Source organism: Sphingopyxis sp. NFH-91 (genome assembly GCF_021401285.1).
Classification (GTDB): Bacteria; Pseudomonadota; Alphaproteobacteria; order Sphingomonadales; family Sphingomonadaceae; genus Sphingopyxis; species Sphingopyxis terrae_A.
In genome coordinates this window covers 393924-416453 of sequence record NZ_JACBGA010000003.1, presented here as the reverse complement: position 1 = coordinate 416453, position 22530 = coordinate 393924, and the positions used below count along the sequence as shown (strand labels likewise).

Below are 22530 nucleotides of genomic sequence, written 5' to 3'. Positions count from 1 at the left end.
AACTGATGGGAATATGGGCGGCGAGCCCGCCAGGGGAGACGGATGACAAGCCTATGATAGAAAAAGAAAATGGCTCTGCGCCGCCGGCTTCCGGTATTCGGATTCTGGAATTTTCCGGGCTTGGCCCGACGCCTTTTGGCGCCATGCTGCTCGCCGATCTGGGCGCCGACATCCTGCGCATTGAACGCTTCGGCGCCGGGCGCCCGCTTGGCGGCGATCCGCAGTTCGACTTTCTTTATCGCAACCGCCCCTCGGTGGCGGTCGACCTGAAATCGCCCGACGGACACAATCTCGTTCGCGAGCTGGCGATGAAGGCAGACGTTCTTATCGAAGGGTATCGACCGGGCGCGATGGAACGGCTCGGACTCGGTCCTGAAATACTCTGCGAAGCCAATCCGCGTCTGATTTATGCGCGCATGAGCGGGTGGGGGCAGGCCGGCCCTTTGGCGTCGCGCGCAGGACATGACATCAACTATCTCGCGCTCGCCGGCGCCCTCTATCCTATCGGGCCGAGTGACGCGCCGCCGACGCCGCCGCTCAATCTGGTCGGTAACTTTGGCGGCGGCGGCACATTCCTCGCCATGGGGGTGCTCGCTGCGCTGGTCGAGCGGCAGCGCTCGGGCAAGGGCCAGATTCTCGACGTGGCGATGGTCGACGGTATTTCGGTCCTGCTGACCCAGATGGCGGGCTGGATGCAGATGGGCCTTTGGAAGCGGGAGCGCACCGGCAATCTTCTCGACGGAAGCGCCTATTTCTATCGCTGCTATGAAGCCGCCGATGGCCGGCACATGGCTGTAGGCGCGCTCGAGCGCGAGTTCCATGATGCGTTTCTGGCGGGGCTTGGTCTCGACCCCGGGGATTTTCCCGACTATCTCAACCCCGACGTCTGGCCCGACCGCGCGCGCCGGATCGAGCCGATATTCCGCTCGCGTTCGCAGCGCGAATGGTGCGCAATTTTCGATCGGCTCGATGCCTGCGTCTCGCCAGTGCTGACCTTTGACGAGGCGGCCGATCATCCCGCGAATCGCGCGCGTGAAGCGCATGTTCATTCGGGCCGCTCATTGCAACCGGCACCCGCGCCGCGATTTTCGCGGTCCATCCTCCGGTCACCGGGCCCCGTGGTTTCGAGGCCCGATTTGCCCGGCAGCCTGATCGACTGGGCTGTCAGCGAAAATGAAATCCGATCGCTGCAGCAAAAGTCCATCATAGAATAGCTGCGCGGATTTCAGCGGCCGCCGGAAACTTGATCTGCGCCGAGCTCCTTCTGCCGACAGGCATTCAGCGCTCAGATGAGCATTGTTGCGATCCAAATGGTCTCGGTGTCCTCCGATGACCGCTTTTGGTGGATGCGCGCAATTCGTCCGGGCTCGTTGCAGCCGATTATCCGAAGAGAGCTTCAGATCGAGAGCTTCGCGTCCCCCTCGACAATGCGCTGTTCGAGCCTGGGCCGCGCCCCTGGCCGCCACATTTGGGCGTGGTGTGAGACGCGGTAGCGAAGCGGACCGCCATCGGGGGCTTTCGCCCGCGCGATCGGGCGGACGATGCACACGAACTCGGTTTCGATGGTGTCGGGCCCTGCGCTGACAACAGCATAGCCGTGACCGGCCATGTCGACGAATTCGAGATGGGGCGCAACGTCGGGATTGGTCAGCGCCCGGGCGGCTTCGATGTCGCCGCTCGCCGCATATTCGAGCGCCGCGCGCACCCCGCGCTTGATTGTGAGGTTGATCGTGTGCTCGGGCGGAGCGCCTTCGACCTTTCGAACATAGAGCGGGCGCAAGGCCGATTCCTTGAAGAACTCGGCAGCTTCGCCAAGGCCGGGAGCGGATATCGAACCGGTGATGAAGCTGAGTCCGACCGGCGCGAATTCCGCGGGCGGCAGGGCAGGCGCTGCATATCCGGCCCAGAAGCTGTGGCGGTCGCCGGAAACCGTAACGAAGCCCGGGATCTTCGCGTCGCGAACGAGATCGTAGATTTCGGCGCGTTCGGCGAAGGCTCCGCTCATATCGCCGCCGCCGAAGGTGCCATAATCCCTGCCCGGCCATCGGTCCTTCACCAGCCCCTCGGGCAGGTTCTTGGGATCGGTGCGCATGTCGAGCGTGCCGTTGGTCGCGCCCCAGATCTTCCAGGTCGCAGTCGACTGGGTCAGCCGCGCCTTGAGCCACGCTTTCTGTTCCCGGCCGAGCACAGTATGCGCGGGTTCGTCCTTGCGATAATTGGGAATGCTCCTGTCGCCGATCGCGATGATCGCAGGCGGCTTGCCGCCCGCATAATCCCGCCCGCCGTCGACGATTTCCAGCCACTCTTGCGGGATCACCGGATAGTCGCCGGAGTCGAGCGCCGCCGCCTCGGGCCGATCGGTGGGGTCCGCCGCCTTGTAACTGTGCAGGTCGGTCAGGATCAGATCGACATGCTTGCCGTACCGCAGCGCGCGGTAGGTCGTCATGCTGCAGACCGCGATGCGGTTGTTGATTTCGGTGCCGAAGCCATCGTCGTCGAACGTGTCGATCGCGGCCTTTTCGACGGCAGGCGGGCTGAACTGCTCCAGCGCGGCGCCCGATGCCTTGCGAACGCGCGAGGGGATATATTCCCACCACGCCTGGTTGGCCGCGACGCGCAGCGGCTGCGCGGGCTCGACGGTGGCGCCATATTTGATGAAGCTCTGCCAGCCCTGCCAGGAGAATTCGTGATTGTCGCCCATGCACACGAACGGAAGATAGGCCCGTGCATCCTGGATATCGGGATCGTCGATATGCGCGCGATAGACGTGGCGGTAACCGGCGAGATTGGTAGGCACATAGAAATTGCCGACCTTGCGCGCGTCGGGAATGTGGCCGAGATCATAGACCGTGCGCGAATAGCGGTGCGGCGTTTCTTCAGGATATTCGACCACTTCGTAGATGAAGTCGCCGAGATGGAGCACAAAGCCGAGCTTGCGGTCGGCCGCCGCGCGCTCGTCCTCCCAGATCATGCGGGCGTAGGCGTTCTGCGCGCCTTCGTTGACGCTGTTGCAGGACACGAAGGCAAAGCGAACGGGTCGCTGGTCGCTGGCGCGCGGGGCCGTGATCGTCCGCCCGATCCGGCTGCCCGCGCCGCTTTCATCGGCGAAACGGTACCAATAGACCGTCGCCGGCGAGAGTCCGCCGACCAGCGCCCGGCACGTCCAGTCGGCGGCCGCCAGCACCGGCGTGCGCGCCGCCGCGACGACGCGGCGAAAGTTCGGATCGAGCGCCACCTCGACGGTCAGTTCATGACGGTCGCCCGCGTCGAACGGCCGCCGGGTCCACAGGACGATGCTATGTTCGTCCGGGTCGCCCGACGCCACACCCTGGGGAAAAAGGCGGCGATCCTCTCGCCATGCCATTTGCGAGGGCGCCGCGGACAGACGGGACGCCCAGATGCCGCTGATCCCGATCGAAGCCGCACCCGCCATAAATTTCCGTCGGTCCATCGCTTGTCCCCCTCCTGACCCGTGCCGATCAGGTCGTGATGCAAACTCTAGCCGGGTTGGCCAGACCCGAAAGATTTAGGTCACGAGCGCCCCTGACTTTTCGACCAAGGGTGGAATGCGAGCGGCGCGCGGCTGGCAGAAGGGCAGACGGCGGCGTCGGATGCGTATCTAAGGGGCCTAGGAGAACCCGGGTCGGGAGTTTATCCCGCGCGCGCGGCCTGGCTCTCACGATGACGGTCGCGCAATCGAAATGGGAAGAGCGGAGATCCGGGTTGGCGGCCGCGGCCCCCATGCCGAACGGATCGTTCTTGCTGACTTTCACCGAAAAGAGACCATCCTCCAGGCACGATCGGAAGACGGCCGCAATGACTCAATCCGCGTTCCATTCGAAGACATCAAGCTGGGAACAGCCTTGCGTGTGCAACGGATCTTTGAAGGCAAACTGCTTCGCCTCGTCCAAGCTGGCGGCAATCAATATATAGGCGCCGCCGGATTGGTCGGTGAAGGGGCCGGCGCATTCGAGCCGTCCTGCATCGCGCAGGCGGTCGAGAAAGGCATAGTGCTCCCCAAGCACTTCTCTGCGAAATTCCGGCGTTCGCCGTGAAAGGACGAGGTACTTCATCATCAGGTTCCTTTTCTTTCGGTGATGGCGGACGAAATCCAGTCTTCCATCGCTCAAATCTTCCTGCTCAGGGTCAGAACGTCAGCAAGACGGAACCGGTGGTTCGTCCGGCCTCGAGGGCAGAATGCGCCTTGGCCACGTCGGCCAAGTCAAATTGCGCGCCGATCTCGACGTGCAGTCCGGCTTCCAGTTCTTCGAACAATTCGGCCGCGGCATTCCGATAGGAATCAAGGTCGGCCATATAGGCAAGGACGCTGGGCCGGGCCAAGGCGAGCGACCGCCGCGGGCCCAGTTCGGATATATCGATTGCCGGGAGCGACCCCGAGGCTTGGCCCACACTAACCACCAGGCCAAAGGGTCGGACGCAATCGAGGGTTCGCAGCAAGACGTCGCCCCCGATACCGTCGAAGGCGACATCGACGCCCCGGCCGCCGGTGATGTTCAGAACCTCGCGGACAAAATCGCTCTCTTTGTAAAGCACCGCATGGTCGAGACCGAAGCTCTTGGCCAGCGCCGCCTTTTCGGGCGAGCCGACGGTCCCGATGACGCTTGCTCCGAGTTTGCGGGCCCACTGGCTCAATATCAGGCCAAGGCCGCCTGCGGCGGCATGAATGAGGATGATATCTCCAGGCGAGATGCGTGCGACGCGCGTCAGCAGCATGTGCGCCGTGATACCGCGCAACATGGAAGCCGCAGCGACCGTATCCGAGATATGTGACGGGAGCGGCACCGCCCGGTTTGCCGCCAGCAGGCGCGTTTCGGCATAGCCGCCCATCGGCAGGCCCGCCCAAGCGACCCGGTCGCCCCGACGAAGATGGGTGACGCCATCGCCCAGCGCTTCGACCACTCCGGCCCCTTCGACACCGAGGACGGCGGGCAGGTGGGCTACGGGGTAGAGACCGGTTCGGTGATAGATATCGACATAATTTACCCCCGCTGCGGCGTGACGGAGGCGGATCTCGCCGGGACCAGGATCGCCGACATGCTGGTCATCGACGCGCAGAACAGCCGCATCCCCCACGGCGTGCATTTTCACCACTCGTGCCATCTTCTCGCTCCTTCGCTTTGAAAGCGGGCTGCTTAGGGCATGGGTGCGCGCACAGTAATTCCTTTAGTATGCCCAGTTATTGTGCAAAAATGCACAGATGCAGTGGGATGATCTGAAATATTTTCTGGCGCTTTTTCGGTCGGGGACACTCTCGGCCGCGGCGCGCACTCTGGGCGCAGAACACAGCACGGTCGCGCGCCGTATTGCGTCGCTCGAAGAAGGGCTTGGCATGCGTCTATTCGAACGGTCCGGTCGCGGATTCAGCCTTACGGCCGAAGGCGAGGCGATCGCGGATATTGCGGCGCGCGTCGAAGAGGAAACGCTCAACATCACGCGCGTGGCGCAAGGCCGGCAGTCCGATCTGGCAGGCGTGGTGCGCATCAGCGCGCCGCCCACATTCGCCAGCCGATTTATCGCGCCCCGCCTGACGGCGCTTCGGCGCCGATATCCCGGGATCGAGCTCGAACTTGCCGGCGACAGCCGCGCCATCAGCTTGTCGCGCCGGGATGCCGATATCGCGATCCGTCTCAGTCGGCCGACGACGGGTTCGATCGTGACGCGGCGTGTCGGAACGATGGCTTTCGGTCTTTATGGCCAGCGGGACTATCTTGCGAAAGCCGCAGCCTGCGACCGCGATTTTCTCGGCTATGACGATAGCCTCGATCATGTGCTCCAACAGCAATGGCTGCGACGTCTGGAGCCGGACTTGCGCCTGGCATTTCGCAGCAACGAATTGACCACGCTGCACGAAGCGGCGGCTGCCGGGATGGGTTTGGCGGTTCTGCCGCGTTTTCTCGGCGACCCCGACGAGCGGCTCGCGATGGTGGCCACACCCTCACCGCCACCGAGCCGCGAGCTTTGGCTGCTTGTTCATCCCGATCTTCGTCGGTCTCCGCGCATCCGGGCGGTCCTTGATCATATTGTGGACATTGTCCTTGCCGGGCGCGCGATACTCGATCCCGAGGGGGCAGCGAGCGATTAAAAGGCGATGACGGCCAGATCCGTGGGCAGTTCCTTATGTCGCGTATCGACGCCGGATGTTGTGGGGCCGGTCCACCCGCCGGGGTTTTCGAGAATATCGAGCGACGGCGCATAGCCTTCCTGCCGGAAGGTGCGAAACGCGAAGGGCAGACCATCTGCACCCAGCGGCGAGGCTGCATCGGCGACATGGATATGAAGGTGCGGAGCATCGGATTGCCCCGAGTTGCCGAGCGCCGCGAGCACCTCGCCCATGCGCACCCGCTCGCCTTCCTTCACTCTGATGCTGCCGGGCTTGAGATGTCCGTAAAGGACGCGGTTTCCACCCGGCAGCCGAAGGACGATATGATTGCCGGCAATCGTATCGAGGCCGATCTTGATGGCAGGCGGGGCCAGGGGTTGGTTGTCGGGCAAGCCATCAAGGATGCCCTCGACGACCGCATCGGCGACCGCCAGAACCGGTTCGCCATATCCGGACCAACTTTCGTTCCTCGAAGGATCGCCCGTAAAGGCACGGCCATGCGCATCGACCTTCACGAAGTCGATTGCATAGCGCTGCGCGATCCGGGCCTGGCCATCCACGACCGCGATCGTTCGGCGGTGATCGGAATCGTTCGACAGCGCATTGGCTGCGAGCCAGTGGCCCGGCCCAAGGGGCGCGTTCACCACCAGCGGAGCCTCGCCGCTCACCGTCAGTGGCGGGACTTCCAGAATAGTGCGCGATGGGTCGGGCGGCCCGCTTGATGCCGATGCCACATGGATATGGTGACCAAGACGCAACCCGGCCCCTGTCCCCTTGGGAACCGCCGTGTCGAAATATACCATGACAAAGCTGCCAGGCCCGATCTGAAGACGGTCGGCGCCCTCTTTCTGCTGTCCGGGCGTCGCAATCATCGTCGCTAAATCCTTCGCCGCAAATGCGCCGAGTGGACGGCCGCCGTTGCTGTCGAAGACGTCGATTTCCGTCAGGATGATCGTGCGCCCCGAATAGTTGGTCAATCGCATCTCGTAGAGAAGATGGTCGCGGCCGGACGCCTCGACCGGCGCAGGCGCTTTACCGAACTCAACATCAAGGGGGACTACCGAGGGCGCCGGCTCTTGACGGGCGGCGGCAATCTCACTGCCCAACAAGGAGGGCGCTATGGTGCTGCATAGCAGCAACAAGGCGAACTTCACCCGAGCCATAGTTGCGATACTCCCATCACTTTGCTGCCAAATCGACATCCGCTCAGCGCCGCGTAAATGCCGGCAGATCGCCGATCTGCCGATGGAATCGGGCGATTTCGCTCGCCTCCCCAGACGTAAGCTTCGCCCTCGTCACGGCTTCGTCGATGCTCGAAAAGCGCGCGCTGTCGCGCGCCTTGACCAGCCGCGATGCGAGATCGCGCTTGCCTGCGAGGAGATAGGCGAGGCTGGTAGCGTCGGCCGTATTGAGGTCGACCACCAAGGGTTCAGTCAATTTCTCGTCCCACGGCGCCGCGGGAATATGGACGTCGGGGTTCGTCATCCAGAGTTCCGGAGCGAGGTGCGCATCAAGCGCGAACTTGCCCGCCGCGACTTGATCGGTAGCTGCGGCGAAGGCCTGGCGATAGAGCGGCAAATTGCGAAGAAAGTCGGCAAGCTTGCCATGCGCACCGGAACAGGAAAGCCGCGCAGTGGCGTCGCGCAAGTCCGCGCTCGCCGTCGCGCCGCCGGTGGCCTCGAGAAAAATACGAGTGACCTGCTTTGCATCGTCGGGATAGAGCCGGGCCCAGTCGCGAACCAGATCGACCAGCGGCGCGCGGCCATGCCAGTCCGCGCGCCGAGCGAGAATCGTGAACAGCTTTTCGTAGCGAGCGAGCAAAGCCTCGCGCGTCATGCTTTTTGCGAGGAGCCGGTAGAAGATGGTCGCGGCGACGCCTTCGGACGCCATCTGCGCCTCGCCCGATCTGACGCTGCAGGGGTCTAATGAATAATCGGTTTGCGCGAGGCGCCATCCCTCGATCCCCGAAGCTTGCGGGTCCGATCGGACCGATCCGAAGAGAAAGCCGCCTTGCGGGATCGCCGTCTCGCGCAGCCAAGTCTCGCGGCGGCTGAGCCAATAGTCGGCGGGCGATGGTGCCCCGAACCGCGCGCGGGCGCGAAACCCCTCCGACGCCGTCAATGCCAGCGCCAGGGGCTGGAAATGTTCACCGAAACCCTCGTCGAAAGCGGTCGTCGGATCGGTCGTGACAAGCACCGAATGGCCATTTCGCGACAGCGTCGGGGGGATCGGGCCAAGGAGCCGGCGCAAAAGCACATGGCCGAATTCATGCGCGAGCACCTCTTCGAACTGGCCGTCGGCGATACTGGCTTCATCGACCGTGAGATCGATGAAATAGTCGCGGCAAAGTGCGCGGCGCCCCTTGCCGTCCTCGATGAACAGGTCTTTGCGGGCGAAACCGCCGTCTTCGTCGGAAAGATAGACGATGATGCCGCCGCCGATCGAGGGGCAGTCGAACGTCTGCCGGCTTCTGGCCCGCGCCATCCGATCGAGATCGGGAAGCAGGGCAGCGACCCCGCTCGCCGTCGCTGCGAGTAGCCTGCGTTTCAGCGGGCCTTCGGCGATCGGCATGCCAACCGGCAGCTCCCGGCCATCAGACAGCCGCTCGGTGATGGCCTGGCCCGCCGCATCCCGTGCCGGAACGAGAAAGGTCATTTCAACTTCGAGCGCTTGCGCCGGCGCCGCAACGGAGAGTCCGAAAAAGGTCAGTGATGAAAGAATAGTTTTGAACATCGCGGTTTCGATTCGCAGGGCGTCAGAACGGCCACACTGTATTGCTTGATTAATACAGGCACAAGGCTTGGAATCGCGGTTTTGGCAACAATTCACGGTCGCTCCCGAGGCAGGAATTGAAGTCTGGGCGTCGATGCCCCTTCCCGAATCTGGGTCCTCGGAGCAATGGACGGGCTGGAGAAGCGGCGGCGCCACGCCCGGCATTGAAAGAACGTCGGCGCGGAGCAGCTATTTTGCGGCGTTGGCGTTGCGGCTTTTCTCGCCTGAACGCGGGCCTGTTTACGGATATTCGACCGTCACCGGAATGCGGCCGCGGTAGTCCCCGTCGGTGGCGCCGGCAACCTGCAGCCGTCCGCCGAAGCGGAAGACGAGGCGGCCGTCGGGGCCGAGCCGCGGCGCCGCGCCCAGGTCGGTTGCCAGCCCGGTCACGCGCGCGCTCGCGCCGCTGCCGCTCTCCAGATCGACCGACGGGGGCAGAGTGACACGCACTTCGGCGCCGGGCTCACCGCTGACGGTGACGACGCCGGTAACCGCAAAGCCGCCGAGGTCGCGCACGTCGCCGCGCAGGCGGCGCGCGCCGGTGAGCGGATCGATCTCGATCTCGCCGCCGCTCGCGCCGACCGCGACGCGGCCCAGGTCGAGCTGGGTGTCGACCTCGACGCGCAGCGGCATGCTCGCCTTGCGCGCCACAATCGCGGCATCTTTGCCGTCTTGGCGGCACAATTGGCACTGGGCGGCCAAGGGGGCAGGCGGCGCGCCGAACAGCAGGAGGGCAAGGAGGAGACGCATTATCACCCCTTCGGCATAGCGCGATCGTGGTTAATCGGCGGTAAAGCAGGCCACGCTACCCCTTGCGGGGGCGCGGCATCGCGCCGATATTCAGGTCATCATGCGGCGCCCTTCCCCACCCCCGTGCGCCGCCCAGGAGTAGCCCATCATGACCGACAAGCAACTCGACCCGATGGCCCATCATGTACTGCGCGAAGGCGGCACCGAGCGCGCTTTCACGGGCAAATATACCGATTTCAAGGGCGACGGCCTCTATCGCTGCGCCGGTTGCGGCACGCCGCTGTTCGACAGCCGCACCAAATATGACAGCGGTTCGGGCTGGCCGAGCTATACCGCGCCCGCCAGCGACGCGTCGGTCAGCGAACATCGCGACATGAGCCATGGCATGATCCGCACCGAAGTGCGCTGCGCCAAGTGCGAGGGGCATCTGGGCCATGTCTTTCCCGACGGTCCCGGGCCGACGGGGCTGCGCTATTGCATCAACAGCGCGGCGCTTGACTTCGCCGACCGCGGGCAGGATGAGGCGGGGACCGGCGAAGGCTGATCCCCGCCGGGCCGGCTGCCGCATCGCCGCGCAGCGAAAGAAGGAATCTGGATTTTGCGCCGCGAGCGACAATCGTCATCCGCCCCCAAATCATCATCGTCAGGCAAAGGCTCGGGCAAGGGCCCCGGCTCCGGGGGGCCGTCGGGCCTGCGCCTCTGGCTCCGCCGTCTGTTCCGCTGGGGCCTCGCGCTTGCGCTGGTCGGGGTCGTCGCGGTCGCGGTCGCGGTCGGCATTGCGGCGCAGCGCATCCCGAGCTTCGAGGAGCTGAAAAAGTCGCCGGCGGGCCAGACGATTCGCGTCCACGCCGCCGACGGCACCGTCTTCCTGTCGCTCGGCCCCAATTACGGGCGCTGGCTGACGCTGCGCGAAACGCCGCAGGTGATGCAGGATGCGATGGTCGCGGTCGAAGACCGGCGCTTTCGCTATCATCCCGGCGTCGATCCGGTCGGAATGACGCGCGCTGCTGTCTTCGCGGTCGAACATTATGGCACCGGGCGCCGGATGCAGGGCGCATCGACGATCACCCAGCAGCTGGCGCGCAATATCTTCCTGTCGAACAGCTACACCTGGTCGCGCAAGCTGCGCGAAATGATCCTGTCGCTCGCGCTTGAATGGAAATTCTCGAAGGACGAGATCCTCGAACTCTATCTGAACAAGGTCTATTTCGGCGGCGGAAGCTACGGCATCGACGCCGCATCGCGGCGCTTTTTCGGGCATAGCGCGACCCAGATGTCGCTGTCCGAAGCGGCGGTGGTTGCGGGGCTGGTCAAGGCGCCGTCGCGCTATTCGCCGACCGCCGATGCCCAGGCGGCGCTCGGCCGGTCGGGGGTCGTGCTTGAAACCATGGTCGATGCGGGCTTCATCACCCAGGCGCAGGCCGACGGTGCCAAGCCCGCCGATGTCCAGCTGGCACAAGAAACGGGCCAGAACAGCGCGCGCTATTTCACCGACTGGGCGCTGCCGCAGCTCGACATGCTGATCGACGAAGGCACCGAGGCGCTCGACGTCTACACGACGCTCGACCTCGGCATGCAGCGCGCCGCGACCGCGGCGATCCAGGCCGACACGCCGAAAGGCGTGCAGGGGGCGCTCGTCTCGCTCGATCGCGACGGCGCCGTGCGCGCGATGGTCGGCGGCACCGACTATGTCGCCTCCAACTACAACCGCGCGACGCAGGCGATGCGCCAGCCGGGGTCGGCTTGGAAATTGTTCGTCTACATGGCAGCGCTCGAAGCTGGCTATAAGGTCGACGATCAGGTGGTCGACGAACCGGTGACGATCAACGGCTGGAGCCCGAAAAACTCGTCGGGCCGCTTCGCCGGGCCGATGAGCCTGCGCACCGCTTTCGCTTATTCGGTCAACACGATCGCGGCGAAGCTGGGCAATGAAATCGGCTTTTCGTCGGTCGCCAACATGGCGCGCCGCTTCGGCATCACGACCCCTATTAACACCCACCCGTCGATGGTGCTGGGCAGCGCCGAGGTGCGGGTGATCGACATGACCGCCGCCTTCGCCGCCGTGTCGCGCAAGGGGGTGTCGGTGCAGCCCTATGGCATCACCAAGGTAACGACCGCCGACGGGCGCCTCCTTTATCAGAAGCCGGCCGAGCGCGGGCAGGTGCTCGTCGACAATTGGGTTGCCGCGGGCATTACCGACCTCTTGCAAACCGCAGTCGCGACGGGGACAGGGCGCGCCGCGCAGATCGGCCGACCGGTGGCAGGCAAGACCGGCACGACGTCGAGCAACAAGGACGGCTGGTTCCTCGGCTTTTCGAGCGGCCTGACCACCGGCGTCTGGATGGGCCGCGACGATGCCAAGGCGGTCGGGGGGCTGCAGGGCGGCCGCGCGCCGGCCAAGGCCTTCGCCGACTATATGCGCATCGCTGTCGCACGGCGCCCCGTCGAGCCCTTCGATACCGAGGTCAAGCTGCCCGAATGGCAGCTTGAGGGCGATGACGAGGCCTATTTCGGCGCACCTGAGGAAAATGGCGGCATGGTCGATGAAAATGGCATGCCGATCGAACTGCCCGCTGCGCCCGACACCGCCCAGGGCGAGGTCCCGCCGCCGCCCGCCGATGGCCCTGTGCTCAACCAGCAATGGATCGAGGAGCAGACGGGGCGCCGGCCGCCCGCCGACAATGGCGCCGCTGCGCCAAAGGCGGCCCCGCAGCAGCTGCGTCCCCCCGCACCAGCACCGCCCAAGGCGCCGCCACCGGTGCTGAAGGCGCCGCCCGCGCGTACGCCCGCCAATGGCGAGGGCAATTAAGGATCAGGTGAAACGGTAGCGGTGCAGCCCGCGGCCTTCGCGGCGCAGCCACGCGCGCGCCGCGCCGACGTCGCCATCGTGCAGATCGTCGACCAGCGCGTGAAAGGCGGCGCTATGGTCCATATGCCGCAGATGCGCGACCTCGTGCGCGACGGTGGCGCGGCGGACATGGTCGGGCGCCATGACGAGCCGCCAGCTGTAGCGCAGGTCGCCGTCGTGGGTGCAGCTGCCCCAGCGGCTGCGCGGATCGCCGACCCCGACGCGGCCGACGGTCAGTCCTGCGCGCGCGGCAATTTCTCGGCTCTCGCGCGTCATGATGTCGAGCGCCGCGGCCTTCAGCCAGCGCTCGATGCGGCGCCCGACGGTTTCGGCGGGGCCGCCGACGCTCAGCCGGTCGCCCTCGGCGCGAACCGCGCGCGGGGCGGTCGCCGTCCATTCGATCCGGCGCTCGATGCCGAACAGTGGGAGCGCCGTGCCGGGGCCGACCTGGACCGGCGCAGCGGTCTTGCCGACCTGTTCGGCGAGCCAGTCCTGTTGCTCGCTCGCCCATTTGATCGCGCGCGCGGCGCTTGCCCGGCGCGGTAGCGTGAGCCGCAACTCGCCGCGCGCGCCATCGAAGACCAGGCGATAGCGCCGCGATTGCGCATGCGGGACCAGCCGCACCGGCCACGGCGTATCACCGACCCAGATATGCGGCCGCTCGTCGCTGGCCCGTTCGCGGCGCATCAGACGACGCGCTCGACGAGATGGTTTTCGAGCGGCCCGGCGCGATCCTCGCTCACCGTCCAACCGACGATCGACTCGCCCGCCCGGTGCACCGCGTCCGGATCGCCGCAGACCAGATAATGCCATGCGGGCAGCGGCTCGCCCTCGGCGCGCAGGCGGTAGGCACAGGTTTGCGGCAGCCATTCGATGTCGGCGACGCTGCGCTTGGTCAGCGTCAGGCAATCGGGGACATGGCGGCGGCGATGCTTGTAATCGCCGCAGCGCGCTGTTTTCAAGTCGAGCAGGCGGCACGCGACATTGGTCGGATAGATGCGCCCGCTGTCTTCATCCTCCAGCTTGTGGAGGCAGCATTTGCCGCAACCGTCGCACAGCGCCTCCCACTCGCCCGCGTCGAGCGAGGCGAGCGGCGCTTCCCAGAAGCGGCGCCCCGCCCCGGTCACTTCACCCACTTGCCAAGGTCGGCGGCGACCTTGTCGGGCGCGCCTTCATCGACGTCGGTCGACGGGTCATCGAGCGGCAGGAGCGCGAGCGGCTTGCCGGCCGGGTCCATTAGGAAGGCGAGCTGCGTATGCGCCATCAGATAGCGGTCGGGCGCCGATCCCTCCACCTTGTGGAAGGACACGACATATTCCTTCGCGACCGCCGCGATCTGTTCGGGGGTGCCGGTCAGCCCGATCAGGCGCGGGTGGTACCGGCTGACGAAGGCCTTGAGCACGGCGGGCGTGTCGCGCGCCGGGTCGACGGTGATGAACATCGGCTGCACCTTGGCGCCGCGCGCCGGATCGGCCTTCTCGAACGCCGCCAGCCCGCGCATCAGCTTTTGCACATCGACCGGGCAGATATCGGGGCAATAGCTATAGCCGAAATAGACGATGCGGTAACGGCCCGCAAAATCACTGTCGCGTACCGGCTTGCCATCCTGATCGATCAGGCTGAACGGCCCGCCGATCTTCGCGCCGGCGAGCGGCGGGGTCGCGTCCTGCGTCGCCGACGGGGCGCTGCACCCAGCGAGCGCCGCGCCAAAAATCAGAAGCAGGCTTGCGCGACCGGCGTTTCGGACCATATTCGGCATGTTCATCATGCGGCCAGCCTTGATGGGCTAGGCCACGAAAATCAACCTTTCTCGTCGCGCCGTGCGACGATCATCGCCAGGGGTCGCCCAATCATGTTTCGACGCGCGGAGCTTCGCCTCGCCTCCTTCCTCCTGCTGATCGCCGCCGCGCTCGGCGCCGGCACCGCGGCGCATGCGCAATTCCGCGGCGGCTACGCCTTTCTGCAGGCCGTGGAGAACCGCGACGGAACGAAGGCGACCGAGGCGCTGAAGGACGATTCGACGCTGGTCAACACGCGCCATCCCGACACCGGCGAAACCGCGCTGATCATCGTTACCAAGCGCCGCGACACGACGTGGCTGCGCTTCCTGATCGGCAAGGGCGCCGACCCCGAAATCGGCGACCGTCAGGGGGTGACGCCGCTGATGCACGCGGCGCTGCTCAACTATCCCGACGGCGCCGAGGAACTGATCGAAGCCGACAAGTCGATCGTCGACATGACGAATCGCCGCGGCGAGACGGCGTTGATACTGGCGGTGCAGGCCAAGAATGCGGCGATGGTCCGGCTGCTGATGCGCCACGGCGCCAATCCCGACAAATCGGATCATATTGCGGGCATGTCGGCGCGCGACTATGCGAAGCGCGACGACCGGACCGGCCAGATGCTGCAATTGCTCGACGCCAAGCCCGATGCCCCGCTGCGCGATCTTGGACCGATCTTCGGACCCAAATAATAGCGCAATGTGATTTCTCTATTGGGAATCACATTATGATGTGATAATTGCGGGGCATGTCTACGCAACTTATCGATCGCATCCGCGCCATCGTCGACGACGGCAGCATGTCCCGCTCGGGGCTTGCGCGCGCGGCCGGCCTCCACGCCAACAGCCTGCGCGACATGGAATCGCCGGGCTGGAACCCCACCGCCGAAACGCTGCGCAAGCTCGAGAATTGGCTCGCGCACGGCAGCGACCTGTCGCCGATGGCGACGCCGGAGGAAATCATCGCCGAGGCGCGCAACGGCCGCATGTTCATCCTAGTCGACGACGAGGATCGCGAAAATGAGGGCGATCTGGTCATCCCGGCGCAGATGGCGACCCCCGATGCGGTCAATTTCATGGCGACGCACGGCCGCGGCCTGATCTGCCTGACGCTGACGCGGTCGCGGGTCGAAACGCTGGGCCTCGAACTGATGAGCCGCAACAACGGCACCCGCCACGAAACCGCCTTCACCACCTCGATCGAAGCGCGCGAGGGCGTGACCACCGGCATTTCCGCCGCCGACCGTGCGCGCACCGTGTCGGTCGCGATCGACGCCGCCAAGGGGCGCGACGATATCGTCACGCCCGGGCATGTCTTTCCGCTGATCGCGCGCGACGGCGGCGTGCTGGTGCGCGCCGGCCATACCGAGGCGTCGGTCGACATCGCGCGCCTCGCCGGCCTCAATCCCTCGGGCGTGATCTGCGAGATCATGAACGACGACGGGACGATGGCCCGGCTCGACGACCTGATCCCGTTCGCGCGGCGCCACGGGCTGAAGATCGGCACGATCGCCGACCTGATCGCCTATCGCAGCCGCACCGACCGGCTGGTGGAATGTGTCGCCGACGAACCCTTCGAATCGGATTATGGCGGCGACTGGCGGCTCAAATCCTATCGCAACAAGGTCGACGGCAGCGTCAATCTGGTGCTGCAGAAGGGCGCGGTCGATCCCGATGGCGTGACGCTGGTGCGGATGCACGCCGTGTCGATCTTCGACGATATCATGGGCCGCCCGGGCCCCCGCAAGCGCCGCCTGCAACGCTCGATGGAGGCGATCGGCGCCGAAGGATCGGGGGTCATCGTCATGCTCATGCGCCCGCTCCCCGGCTCGGCCGCCGCCGACGCGGCCCCGCCGCCGACCGGCGGCATGGATCTGCGCACCTACGGCATCGGCGCGCAAATCCTCGTCGACCTCGGCGTTCATGCGATGGAGCTTCTGACGCCTTCGCATAATAATCTCGTCGGGCTGGAAGGCTATGGCCTGTCGGTCGTCGGCGAACGCGCAATCCCCGGAGAAGAATGATGGCCCATATCCTGATCGTCGAAGCGCGTTTCTATGCCCATCTCAACGACATGCTGATCGATGGCGTGCGCAGCGCGCTCGAGGCCGAGGGGCACAGCCACGAGGTCGTGACCGTTCCCGGCGCGCTCGAGGTTCCGGCGGCGATCGCACTTGCCGATCAGAGCGGCCGCTTTGACGGCTATGTCGCGCTTGGCGTCGTCATCCGCGGCGAAACCTATCATTTCGAAGTGGTGTCGAACGAAAGCGCGCGCGGCATCATGGCGCTGACGCTCGACGGCCTTGCCATCGGCAACGGCATCCTGACCGTCGAGGATGAGGAACAGGCGCTTGCGCGCGCCGACAAGACGCGCAAGGATAAGGGCGGCGAGGCGGCGAAGGCCGCACTCGCGATGCTCGCATTGAAGGATCAGTTCGGCGTTGCTTGATCGCACTCCTCCCGGCCGATATTCCGTCGTCGAACGCGGCGGCCGGCTGGTGGTGATCGACCGCGCGACCGGCGGAACCCCGCCGACCGCGGCACAGCGCATGGCCGAACACGATCGGCGCCGGGGCCTCGAACCCGCCCTGCCGGCACCGCGCGAAGAGATGCCGGAACCTATCAAAGCCCCCGCTACGATTGCCGGCACAGCTCCCGCTGATCGGCTGCGTGAGGCGATCGCTGCGCGCGGCGCCCAGGCCAGGGCGCGCCAGCCCTGGGGCGACACGCCCGCCGCGCCGCCAGCGCGCGCCTCCGTGCCGGCGCGAATCCCGGCGCATGTCCCCGAAGCCGCTCCGATCCCGGCATCGCGGTCTCGTCCGGCGCCGCAACCAGATCGCGGTTCGCGCAAGACGGTGGTCACGTCGAAATGGTGGGATGCAAAGGGGCCGCGGACGATCGAACTCGGCGCGAGCGGGCAATCGACCCTGAGCGGCGGCTTCGTGACGATCTTCGCGATCGGGCTCGCGATCTTCGTCTTCCTGCTGCTCATCATGCCGGTAGCGGCCTTTGTCGCGGCCTTTCTGCTGTTCCAGTTCGGCGGCAAGATATTGGCGCCGATCGGTGCGGGAATCGTCGACAAGGCGGTCGCCGAGAGGGGATAACGCCCGTCGACTGAAGATAGCGTGCCCCGCGAAGGCGGGTGGCCCATCTTCAGCCGGCGCAATCTGAAACCGACCGGAAGTGTGTCCCCGCCTTCGCGGGGACACACGAAATTGTTGTCTGATCTGATCTAGGCGGCGACCAGCGCCGGATAGTCGATATAGCCCTCGGGCCCGGGCGAGTACCAGCTCTGCGGATTGTCGGTGGCCCAGGCCGCGCCGGTGCGGATGCGTTCGACCAGATCGGGATTGCCGATGAAGGGCCGCCCGAAACTGATCGCATCGGCGAGGCCGCTCGCCAGATCGGCTTCGGCCTTCGCCACGTCATAATCGCTGTTGAGCACCAGCGGCCCCTTGAAGACCTGACGGATCGCCGGCGACTGCTTGGGCACGTCGGTTTTGCCGAAGGTGCCGTCGGGGCCGGGTTCGCGCAGTTCGAGGAAAGCGATGCCCAGCGCGTCGAGCGCCGCGGCGGCGGCGGGGAACAGTATTTCGGGCGCGCTGTCGTCGACACCCTGCGTCTCGCCATTGGGCGACAGGCGCACCGCGACGCGATCCTTGCCCCACACCCCGATCAGCGCTTCGGTCACTTCGCGGAGCAGACGGATGCGGTTTTCGACCGGACCGCCATAATCATCGTCGCGCAAATTGGTGCCGTCGCGCAGGAACTGGTCGATCAGATAGCCGTTGGCGCCGTGCAGTTGCACACCGTCGAACCCGGCGCGCTTCGCATTTTCGGCAGCCGCGACATAATCGGCAATCACGCGCGGAATCTCGTCGAGGCGCAGCGGGCGCGCTTCTTCGAGCTCGAGCCGCCCGACCGGCGTGTGCGCGCGACCTTCGCCCTTCGTTGCCGAAGCCGACACCGGCTGCTTGCCGTCGTTGAACACCGAATGGACGAGCCGGCCCATGTGCCACAGCTGCGCGACGATGCGCCCGCCCGCGGCGTGGACCGCCTCGGTGACGGGTTTCCAGCCTTCGACCTGTGCGTCGGTCCACAGTCCCGGCGCCGAGGGCCAGCCGAGCCCTTCCTGCGAAATTCCCGTCGCTTCGGAGATGATCAGCCCGGCCGAGGCGCGCTGGCGATAATATTCGACCGCAAGTTCGTTGGGAACGAAACCGGGGCCGGCGCGGCCGCGCGTCAGCGGCGCCATGAGGATGCGGTTGGGCGCGTCGATCGCGCCAAGCTTGATCGGGTCGAGAAGCGATGCGGGCATAGATTCCACCTTTCACTTTACCGGCGACGGCCCGTGCTGTCGCCGCTATGGCCGCCGAAGCTATGGATGCGGCGGCCGCTGCACAATGGTGGGTAGCAAAAGAAAATCTAAATGAGCAACAAGCCAATCAGCCCGCCCACCATTTCGCCGGTCGATCCGGTGGCCAAACCGGTCGCCGCCACGGTGAACCGATGGGCCTTTGCCGCGCTTGTCGGTGGCAATCTGGCGCTGTCGCTGACCGCGATGGTGGTGCGCTTCGCCGATACCGGTCCCGTGGCCGCGGCCTTCTGGCGACTCGCGCTCGCGCTGCCGCTGCTCGCGCTGCTGATGCGGCGCGAAACGGGCGGTCGCCTGCCGCCGCGCGGCGCGCTGACGGTGGCGGCGGGGGCGGGGCTCTTCTTCGCGCTCGATCTTGCCGCCTGGCATCTCGGCATCCTTCAGACCAAGGTCGCCAATGCGACGCTGTTCGGCAACAGCGCCAGCCTGCTCCTCGTGCTGTGGGGGATTGCGGTCGCGCGCACCCTGCCGCGCGGGTGGCAGGCGGTGGCGGTGCTGCTAGCCTTCGCGGGGTCGGCGCTGCTGATGGGGCAGAGCTATGAAGCGTCGGCCGCCTATCTCGTTGGCGATCTGCTCAGCCTTTTCGCCGGGGCGCTCTATACGGGCTATGTTCTGATGATGCAGCGGGTGCGCGGCGACATCGGCCCCTGGTCGGCGCTCGCCATATCGTCGGCGGCGGGGATCCCGGTGCTGCTCGGCACGGCGCTGCTCTTCGGCGAAGCGATCCTGCCGCACGACTGGACCCCGCTGATCGTGCTGGCGCTGATGAGCCAGCTGGTCGGGCAGGGGCTGCTCATCTGGGCATTGCCGCGCTTCTCGCCGCTCGTCGTCGGCCTGACCCTGCTCGTCCAGCCGGTGGTCGCGGCGACCGCGGGGTGGCTGATCTTCGGCGAGACGCTCAGCGCGATGGAATTGTTCGGCGGCGCGATGGTTGCCGCGGCGCTGGTGCTGATTCGGTTGCCGAGCCGCCGCGCGGCGCCTATCTGATGGTCATGGCTCAGCATCCGTCCGCCGCAACTCTGCCCGCCGATCCGACGCTCGACGAGATTCGCGCCGCGCTGGCGCCGCTTGTCGCGGCTTCCGCTGCCTTCGACGGCTTCACCGCCGCCACGCTCGACGAAGCTGCCGACGCGCTCGGGGTCGACCGCGACGTCGCGCGGCTAGCCTTTCCGGGCGGTGCGCGCGACATGGTCGACGCCTGGTTTGCGACGATCGATGCCGCGATGGCGGAGCGCTGCCCGGCGGAAACGCTCGCGACGATGAAGATTCGCGAGCGCATCACTCGGCTCGTCGAAACCCGGATCGATCTGCTCGCGCCCAACCGCGAATCGCTGCGCCGCGCGCTGGCCTTGCTCGCGCTGCCGGGCAATGCCCCGCACGCGGCCAAGCTCGGCTGGCGCGCCGCCGACCTGATGTGGCGCCTCGCGGGCGACACCGCGACCGACTATAATCACTACAGCAAGCGCGCGATCCTGACCGGGGTCTATGGATCGACGATGGCGGTCTTCCTCAACGACGAGAGCGAAAATTTTGCTGAAACGCGTGCCTTCCTTGCGCGGCGGATCGACAATGTGATGCGCTTCGAAGCGTGGAAGCACCGCCGCGCTGCGCACCGCATCGAACGGCCCAGCCTCGCGCGCTTCGTGGGGCGGCTGCGCTACCCGGGACGCTGAGGCGGCGGCGCCGGCAAATTTTGGGGCTGGCGCTTCGCTGCTGTTATTGATAATCGCTCGCAAATGATCGCGAAGCTCGATTCCTCCCCGCTTGGCATCGCGGTGCGCATCGCGCGCATCGACTGGACGTCGATGTCGCACGACGAAGGGCGCCGGCTGCGCGAGTTCGGCTTGCTGGAGGGGAGCGAAGTCACCCCGCTGCATCGCGGCAGCCTGTTCTCGCGCGATCCTCTCGCGCTGACGATCGGGCGGATGAAAGTCATCATCCGCAGCAAGCAGGCCGCCGCCATAGAGGTCGAACCGGCGACGACATGACCGGCCCCGCACCCACGATCGCACTGGTCGGCAATCCGAACGCCGGCAAATCGAGCCTGTTCAACGCGCTGACCGGCGCGCGGCAGAAGATCGCCAATTATCCGGGCGTCACGGTCGAACGCAAATCGGGCCATGCGAGCTTTGCCGACGGCCGGCCGCTCGCGCTGGTCGATCTGCCGGGCAGCTACAGCCTGTCGCCCGCCAGCCCCGACGAGGCGGTGACGCGCGACGTTGTGCTCGGCCGCCAGACGGGCGAGAAGCGCCCCGACGCACTGATCGTCGTCGTCGACGCGGCGAACCTCGACAATCATCTCTGCTTCGCGCTCGAACTGATCGCGCTCGGCCTGCCGACCGTCATCGCGCTCAACATGCTCGACTTGGCGGAGCGCGACGGGCTGACGCTCGATCCCGACCGGCTTGCCGCCGAACTCGGCGTGCCAGTGGTGCCCACCGTTGCGGTGCGCAAGCGCGGCCTGACCGAATTGCTTGCGGCGGTCGATGGCGCGCTCCTCTCGCACGGCCTGTCGGCGACCGACCAGCCGGCGCCGCCGCCCGGCGACACCGCGCTGCACCAGCGCGCTCGCGCCATCGCGCGCGCCGCGACGCTCGCCGAAACGCCGGTGCGCCGCTGGACGCAGCGCGTCGATGCGGTAGCGCTACATCCGGTCTTCGGGCTGCTGATCCTGCTCGCGCTGATGTTCGTGATGTTCCAAGCGGTCTACGCCTGGTCCGAAGCACCGATCGCCTGGATCGAGGACGGCATCGCCGCGTTGCAGGCGCTGGCGAGCGATCACATGGCCGCGGGCTTCCTGCGCGGGCTGGTGGTCGAAGGACTGCTCGCCGGCGTCGGCGCGGTCGTCGTTTTCCTGCCGCAGATCCTGATTCTCTTCCTCTTCATCCTGCTGCTCGAAGCCTCGGGCTATATGACCCGCGCCGCCTTCCTGATGGACGGGATCATGGCAAAGGTCGGTTTGTCGGGACGCGGGTTCATCCCGCTGCTCTCCAGCTTCGCCTGCGCGGTTCCCGGTATCATGGCGACGCGCGCGATTCCCGATGCGAAAGACCGGCTGACGACGATCCTGATCGCCCCGCTGATGACCTGTTCGGCGCGGCTTCCCGTCTACACGCTGATCATCGGCGCCTTCATCCCGAACCGCAGCGTCGGCGGATCGCCCGTTGGCCTGCAGGGACTCGTGCTGTTCGGCCTCTATGTGTCGGGCATCGTCGGCGCGCTGGTCGTCGCCTTCGTGCTGCGGCGGTCGGTGACCAAGGGCAATGCGGCGGGCTTCATGATGGAAATGCCGCGCTATCAATGGCCGCGGCTGCGCGATGTCGGCATCGCGCTATGGCAGCGGGCGTGGATCTTCCTGCGCCGCGCGGGCACGATCATCGCCGCGACCACCGCGGTGCTGTGGCTGCTGCTCAGCTATCCGCAGGCGCCGGCGGGCGGCGACGTCCGCCAGGTCGATTACAGTATCGCCGGCCGCATCGCGAGCGGACTGGAAGTCGTGGTCAAACCCATCGGCTTCAATCACGACATCGCACTCGCGCTGATCCCTGCGATGGCGGCGCGCGAGGTGGCCGTCTCGGCGCTCGCAACCGCCAATGCGATCGACGCGGGCGATGACGAGGATGCCGTTGCGCAATCGCTCAGCGAGCGGCTTCAGGGACGCTGGAGCATCGCGACCGCGCTCGCCTTTCTCGCCTGGTTCGTCTTTGCCCCGCAATGTATCTCGACGATCGCGATCACCCGGCGCGAGACCAATGGGTGGAAATGGCCGCTGTTCATGGTTGGCTATTTGTTCGCGCTCGCCTATGCCGCGGCAGGTATCACCTACTGGACAGCCGTCGCCTTTGGACTAGGCTGATCCTTCCAACATTCAAGCGGAGCGGAGC

At 66.1% G+C, this 22530-nt stretch carries 22 protein-coding genes; 12 read left to right on the top strand and 10 right to left on the bottom strand.

Features of this window, described 5'->3' with window-relative positions; translation table 11 throughout:
• Window positions 1-5: 5 nt before the first annotated feature.
• Window positions 6-1214: a CaiB/BaiF CoA transferase family protein gene (locus L0963_RS10150; protein ID WP_326490187.1), complete on the top strand. Its 1209-nt coding sequence runs from the start codon at window positions 6-8 to the stop codon at window positions 1212-1214.
• A gap of 182 nt (window positions 1215-1396) precedes the next feature.
• On the opposite strand, the gene L0963_RS10145 is transcribed toward L0963_RS10150, so the two are convergent.
• From L0963_RS10145 to L0963_RS10135, 3 genes are all read right to left on the bottom strand, one after another.
• The gene (locus L0963_RS10145) at window positions 1397-3451 is read right to left on the bottom strand and encodes an alkaline phosphatase D family protein (protein WP_234179354.1); all 2055 of its coding nucleotides are present in this window, start codon (window positions 3449-3451) and stop codon (window positions 1397-1399) included.
• A 370-nt stretch (window positions 3452-3821) separates the two neighbouring features.
• Entirely contained in the window at window positions 3822-4073 is a 252-nt protein-coding gene (locus L0963_RS10140) for a YciI family protein (RefSeq protein ID WP_234179353.1), read from the bottom strand.
• A gap of 73 nt (window positions 4074-4146) precedes the next feature.
• Window positions 4147-5103: a quinone oxidoreductase family protein gene (locus tag L0963_RS10135; RefSeq protein ID WP_234179378.1), complete on the bottom strand. Its 957-nt coding sequence runs from the start codon at window positions 5101-5103 to the stop codon at window positions 4147-4149.
• Between the two features lie 115 nt (window positions 5104-5218).
• On the opposite strand from L0963_RS10135, the gene L0963_RS10130 reads away from it, so the two are divergent.
• Window positions 5219-6103: a LysR family transcriptional regulator gene (locus L0963_RS10130; protein ID WP_234179352.1), complete on the top strand. Its 885-nt coding sequence runs from the start codon at window positions 5219-5221 to the stop codon at window positions 6101-6103.
• On the opposite strand, the gene L0963_RS10125 is transcribed toward L0963_RS10130, so the two are convergent.
• The 3 genes from L0963_RS10125 to L0963_RS10115 all read right to left on the bottom strand — a co-directional run bounded on the left by L0963_RS10125 (window position 6100) and on the right by L0963_RS10115 (window position 9643).
• A complete protein-coding gene (locus L0963_RS10125) occupies window positions 6100-7284 on the bottom strand; it encodes a M23 family metallopeptidase (protein WP_234179351.1) in 1185 nt (394 codons plus the stop codon). The genes L0963_RS10130 and L0963_RS10125 overlap by 4 nt on opposite strands.
• A gap of 43 nt (window positions 7285-7327) precedes the next feature.
• Entirely contained in the window at window positions 7328-8776 is a 1449-nt protein-coding gene (locus tag L0963_RS10120; RefSeq protein ID WP_234179350.1) for a hypothetical protein, read from the bottom strand.
• A gap of 357 nt (window positions 8777-9133) precedes the next feature.
• Window positions 9134-9643 carry a DUF4402 domain-containing protein gene (locus L0963_RS10115; RefSeq protein ID WP_062901276.1) on the bottom strand — a complete coding sequence of 170 codons (510 nt, stop codon included), beginning with the start codon at window positions 9641-9643 and terminating at the stop codon, window positions 9134-9136.
• Between the two features lie 148 nt (window positions 9644-9791).
• Between L0963_RS10115 and msrB the strand changes: the two genes are divergently transcribed.
• Window positions 9792-10187 carry a peptide-methionine (R)-S-oxide reductase MsrB gene (gene msrB / locus L0963_RS10110; RefSeq protein WP_003046857.1) on the top strand — a complete coding sequence of 132 codons (396 nt, stop codon included), beginning with the start codon at window positions 9792-9794 and terminating at the stop codon, window positions 10185-10187.
• A 54-nt stretch (window positions 10188-10241) separates the two neighbouring features.
• The gene (locus tag L0963_RS10105) at window positions 10242-12452 is read left to right on the top strand and encodes a transglycosylase domain-containing protein (RefSeq protein ID WP_442800559.1); all 2211 of its coding nucleotides are present in this window, start codon (window positions 10242-10244) and stop codon (window positions 12450-12452) included.
• Window positions 12453-12455: 3 nt separating this feature from the next.
• Here the strand turns inward: L0963_RS10105 and L0963_RS10100 are convergent, their stop codons facing one another.
• From L0963_RS10100 to L0963_RS10090, 3 genes are read right to left on the bottom strand one after another with little or no spacing between them, the layout of a single operon-like run.
• Complete coding sequence (locus L0963_RS10100) at window positions 12456-13178, bottom strand: M48 family metallopeptidase (protein ID WP_186401394.1); 723 nt, start codon at window positions 13176-13178, stop codon at window positions 12456-12458.
• Entirely contained in the window at window positions 13178-13618 is a 441-nt protein-coding gene (locus tag L0963_RS10095; RefSeq protein WP_003046846.1) for a YcgN family cysteine cluster protein, read from the bottom strand. Before L0963_RS10095 ends, L0963_RS10100 begins: the two co-directional genes overlap by 1 nt.
• Entirely contained in the window at window positions 13615-14259 is a 645-nt protein-coding gene (locus tag L0963_RS10090) for an SCO family protein (protein ID WP_234179349.1), read from the bottom strand. The genes L0963_RS10095 and L0963_RS10090 overlap by 4 nt, the downstream gene beginning before the upstream one ends.
• 84 nt (window positions 14260-14343) lie before the next feature.
• Between L0963_RS10090 and L0963_RS10085 the strand changes: the two genes are divergently transcribed.
• Genes L0963_RS10085 through L0963_RS10070 form a run of 4 tightly spaced genes read left to right on the top strand, consistent with a single transcriptional unit; the run spans window position 14344 to window position 17375 of the window.
• Window positions 14344-14964, top strand: a complete 621-nt coding sequence (locus tag L0963_RS10085) for an ankyrin repeat domain-containing protein (protein WP_003046841.1) — start codon at window positions 14344-14346, stop codon at window positions 14962-14964.
• Between the two features lie 56 nt (window positions 14965-15020).
• Window positions 15021-16295 carry a 3,4-dihydroxy-2-butanone-4-phosphate synthase gene (gene ribB, locus L0963_RS10080; protein WP_062901273.1) on the top strand — a complete coding sequence of 425 codons (1275 nt, stop codon included), beginning with the start codon at window positions 15021-15023 and terminating at the stop codon, window positions 16293-16295.
• Window positions 16295-16720, top strand: coding sequence for a 6,7-dimethyl-8-ribityllumazine synthase (gene ribH, locus L0963_RS10075; RefSeq protein ID WP_062901272.1), 426 nt, complete (start codon window positions 16295-16297; stop codon window positions 16718-16720). Before ribB ends, ribH begins: the two co-directional genes overlap by 1 nt.
• A complete protein-coding gene (locus L0963_RS10070) occupies window positions 16713-17375 on the top strand; it encodes a hypothetical protein (RefSeq protein WP_234179348.1) in 663 nt (220 codons plus the stop codon). The genes ribH and L0963_RS10070 overlap by 8 nt, the downstream gene beginning before the upstream one ends.
• Before the next feature lie 128 nt (window positions 17376-17503).
• Here the strand turns inward: L0963_RS10070 and L0963_RS10065 are convergent, their stop codons facing one another.
• Entirely contained in the window at window positions 17504-18589 is a 1086-nt protein-coding gene (locus L0963_RS10065; RefSeq protein WP_062901270.1) for an alkene reductase, read from the bottom strand.
• Between the two features lie 111 nt (window positions 18590-18700).
• Here L0963_RS10065 and L0963_RS10060 point away from each other — a divergent pair, with 111 nt between their 5' ends.
• The 4 genes from L0963_RS10060 to feoB all read left to right on the top strand — a co-directional run bounded on the left by L0963_RS10060 (window position 18701) and on the right by feoB (window position 22502).
• The gene (locus L0963_RS10060; RefSeq protein ID WP_062901269.1) at window positions 18701-19633 is read left to right on the top strand and encodes a DMT family transporter; all 933 of its coding nucleotides are present in this window, start codon (window positions 18701-18703) and stop codon (window positions 19631-19633) included.
• A complete protein-coding gene (locus tag L0963_RS10055) occupies window positions 19633-20319 on the top strand; it encodes a COQ9 family protein (protein WP_202988420.1) in 687 nt (228 codons plus the stop codon). The genes L0963_RS10060 and L0963_RS10055 overlap by 1 nt, the downstream gene beginning before the upstream one ends.
• Before the next feature lie 63 nt (window positions 20320-20382).
• Entirely contained in the window at window positions 20383-20634 is a 252-nt protein-coding gene (locus tag L0963_RS10050; protein WP_003046824.1) for a FeoA family protein, read from the top strand.
• Complete coding sequence (gene feoB / locus L0963_RS10045; RefSeq protein ID WP_062901268.1) at window positions 20631-22502, top strand: ferrous iron transporter B; 1872 nt, start codon at window positions 20631-20633, stop codon at window positions 22500-22502. Before L0963_RS10050 ends, feoB begins: the two co-directional genes overlap by 4 nt.
• The last annotated feature ends 28 nt before the right edge of the window (window positions 22503-22530 follow it).

Excerpts from the sequence above, each read along its gene's own strand:
- L0963_RS10150 (WP_326490187.1), top strand. The coding sequence starts at position 6 with ATGGGAATATGGGCGGCGAGCCCGCCAGGGGAGACGGATGACAAGCCT.
- L0963_RS10145 (WP_234179354.1), bottom strand. The coding sequence starts at position 3,451 with ATGGACCGACGGAAATTTATGGCGGGTGCGGCTTCGATCGGGATCAGC.
- L0963_RS10140 (WP_234179353.1), bottom strand. The coding sequence starts at position 4,073 with ATGAAGTACCTCGTCCTTTCACGGCGAACGCCGGAATTTCGCAGAGAA.
- L0963_RS10135 (WP_234179378.1), bottom strand. The coding sequence starts at position 5,103 with ATGCACGCCGTGGGGGATGCGGCTGTTCTGCGCGTCGATGACCAGCAT.
- L0963_RS10130 (WP_234179352.1), top strand. The coding sequence starts at position 5,219 with ATGCAGTGGGATGATCTGAAATATTTTCTGGCGCTTTTTCGGTCGGGG.
- L0963_RS10125 (WP_234179351.1), bottom strand. The coding sequence starts at position 7,284 with ATGGCTCGGGTGAAGTTCGCCTTGTTGCTGCTATGCAGCACCATAGCG.
- L0963_RS10120 (WP_234179350.1), bottom strand. The coding sequence starts at position 8,776 with ATGACCTTTCTCGTTCCGGCACGGGATGCGGCGGGCCAGGCCATCACC.
- L0963_RS10115 (WP_062901276.1), bottom strand. The coding sequence starts at position 9,643 with ATGCGTCTCCTCCTTGCCCTCCTGCTGTTCGGCGCGCCGCCTGCCCCC.
- msrB (WP_003046857.1), top strand. The coding sequence starts at position 9,792 with ATGACCGACAAGCAACTCGACCCGATGGCCCATCATGTACTGCGCGAA.
- L0963_RS10100 (WP_186401394.1), bottom strand. The coding sequence starts at position 13,178 with ATGCGCCGCGAACGGGCCAGCGACGAGCGGCCGCATATCTGGGTCGGT.
- L0963_RS10090 (WP_234179349.1), bottom strand. The coding sequence starts at position 14,259 with ATGATGAACATGCCGAATATGGTCCGAAACGCCGGTCGCGCAAGCCTG.
- L0963_RS10085 (WP_003046841.1), top strand. The coding sequence starts at position 14,344 with ATGTTTCGACGCGCGGAGCTTCGCCTCGCCTCCTTCCTCCTGCTGATC.
- ribB (WP_062901273.1), top strand. The coding sequence starts at position 15,021 with ATGTCTACGCAACTTATCGATCGCATCCGCGCCATCGTCGACGACGGC.
- ribH (WP_062901272.1), top strand. The coding sequence starts at position 16,295 with ATGGCCCATATCCTGATCGTCGAAGCGCGTTTCTATGCCCATCTCAAC.
- L0963_RS10065 (WP_062901270.1), bottom strand. The coding sequence starts at position 18,589 with ATGCCCGCATCGCTTCTCGACCCGATCAAGCTTGGCGCGATCGACGCG.
- L0963_RS10060 (WP_062901269.1), top strand. The coding sequence starts at position 18,701 with ATGAGCAACAAGCCAATCAGCCCGCCCACCATTTCGCCGGTCGATCCG.
- L0963_RS10055 (WP_202988420.1), top strand. The coding sequence starts at position 19,633 with ATGGTCATGGCTCAGCATCCGTCCGCCGCAACTCTGCCCGCCGATCCG.
- L0963_RS10050 (WP_003046824.1), top strand. The coding sequence starts at position 20,383 with ATGATCGCGAAGCTCGATTCCTCCCCGCTTGGCATCGCGGTGCGCATC.
- feoB (WP_062901268.1), top strand. The coding sequence starts at position 20,631 with ATGACCGGCCCCGCACCCACGATCGCACTGGTCGGCAATCCGAACGCC.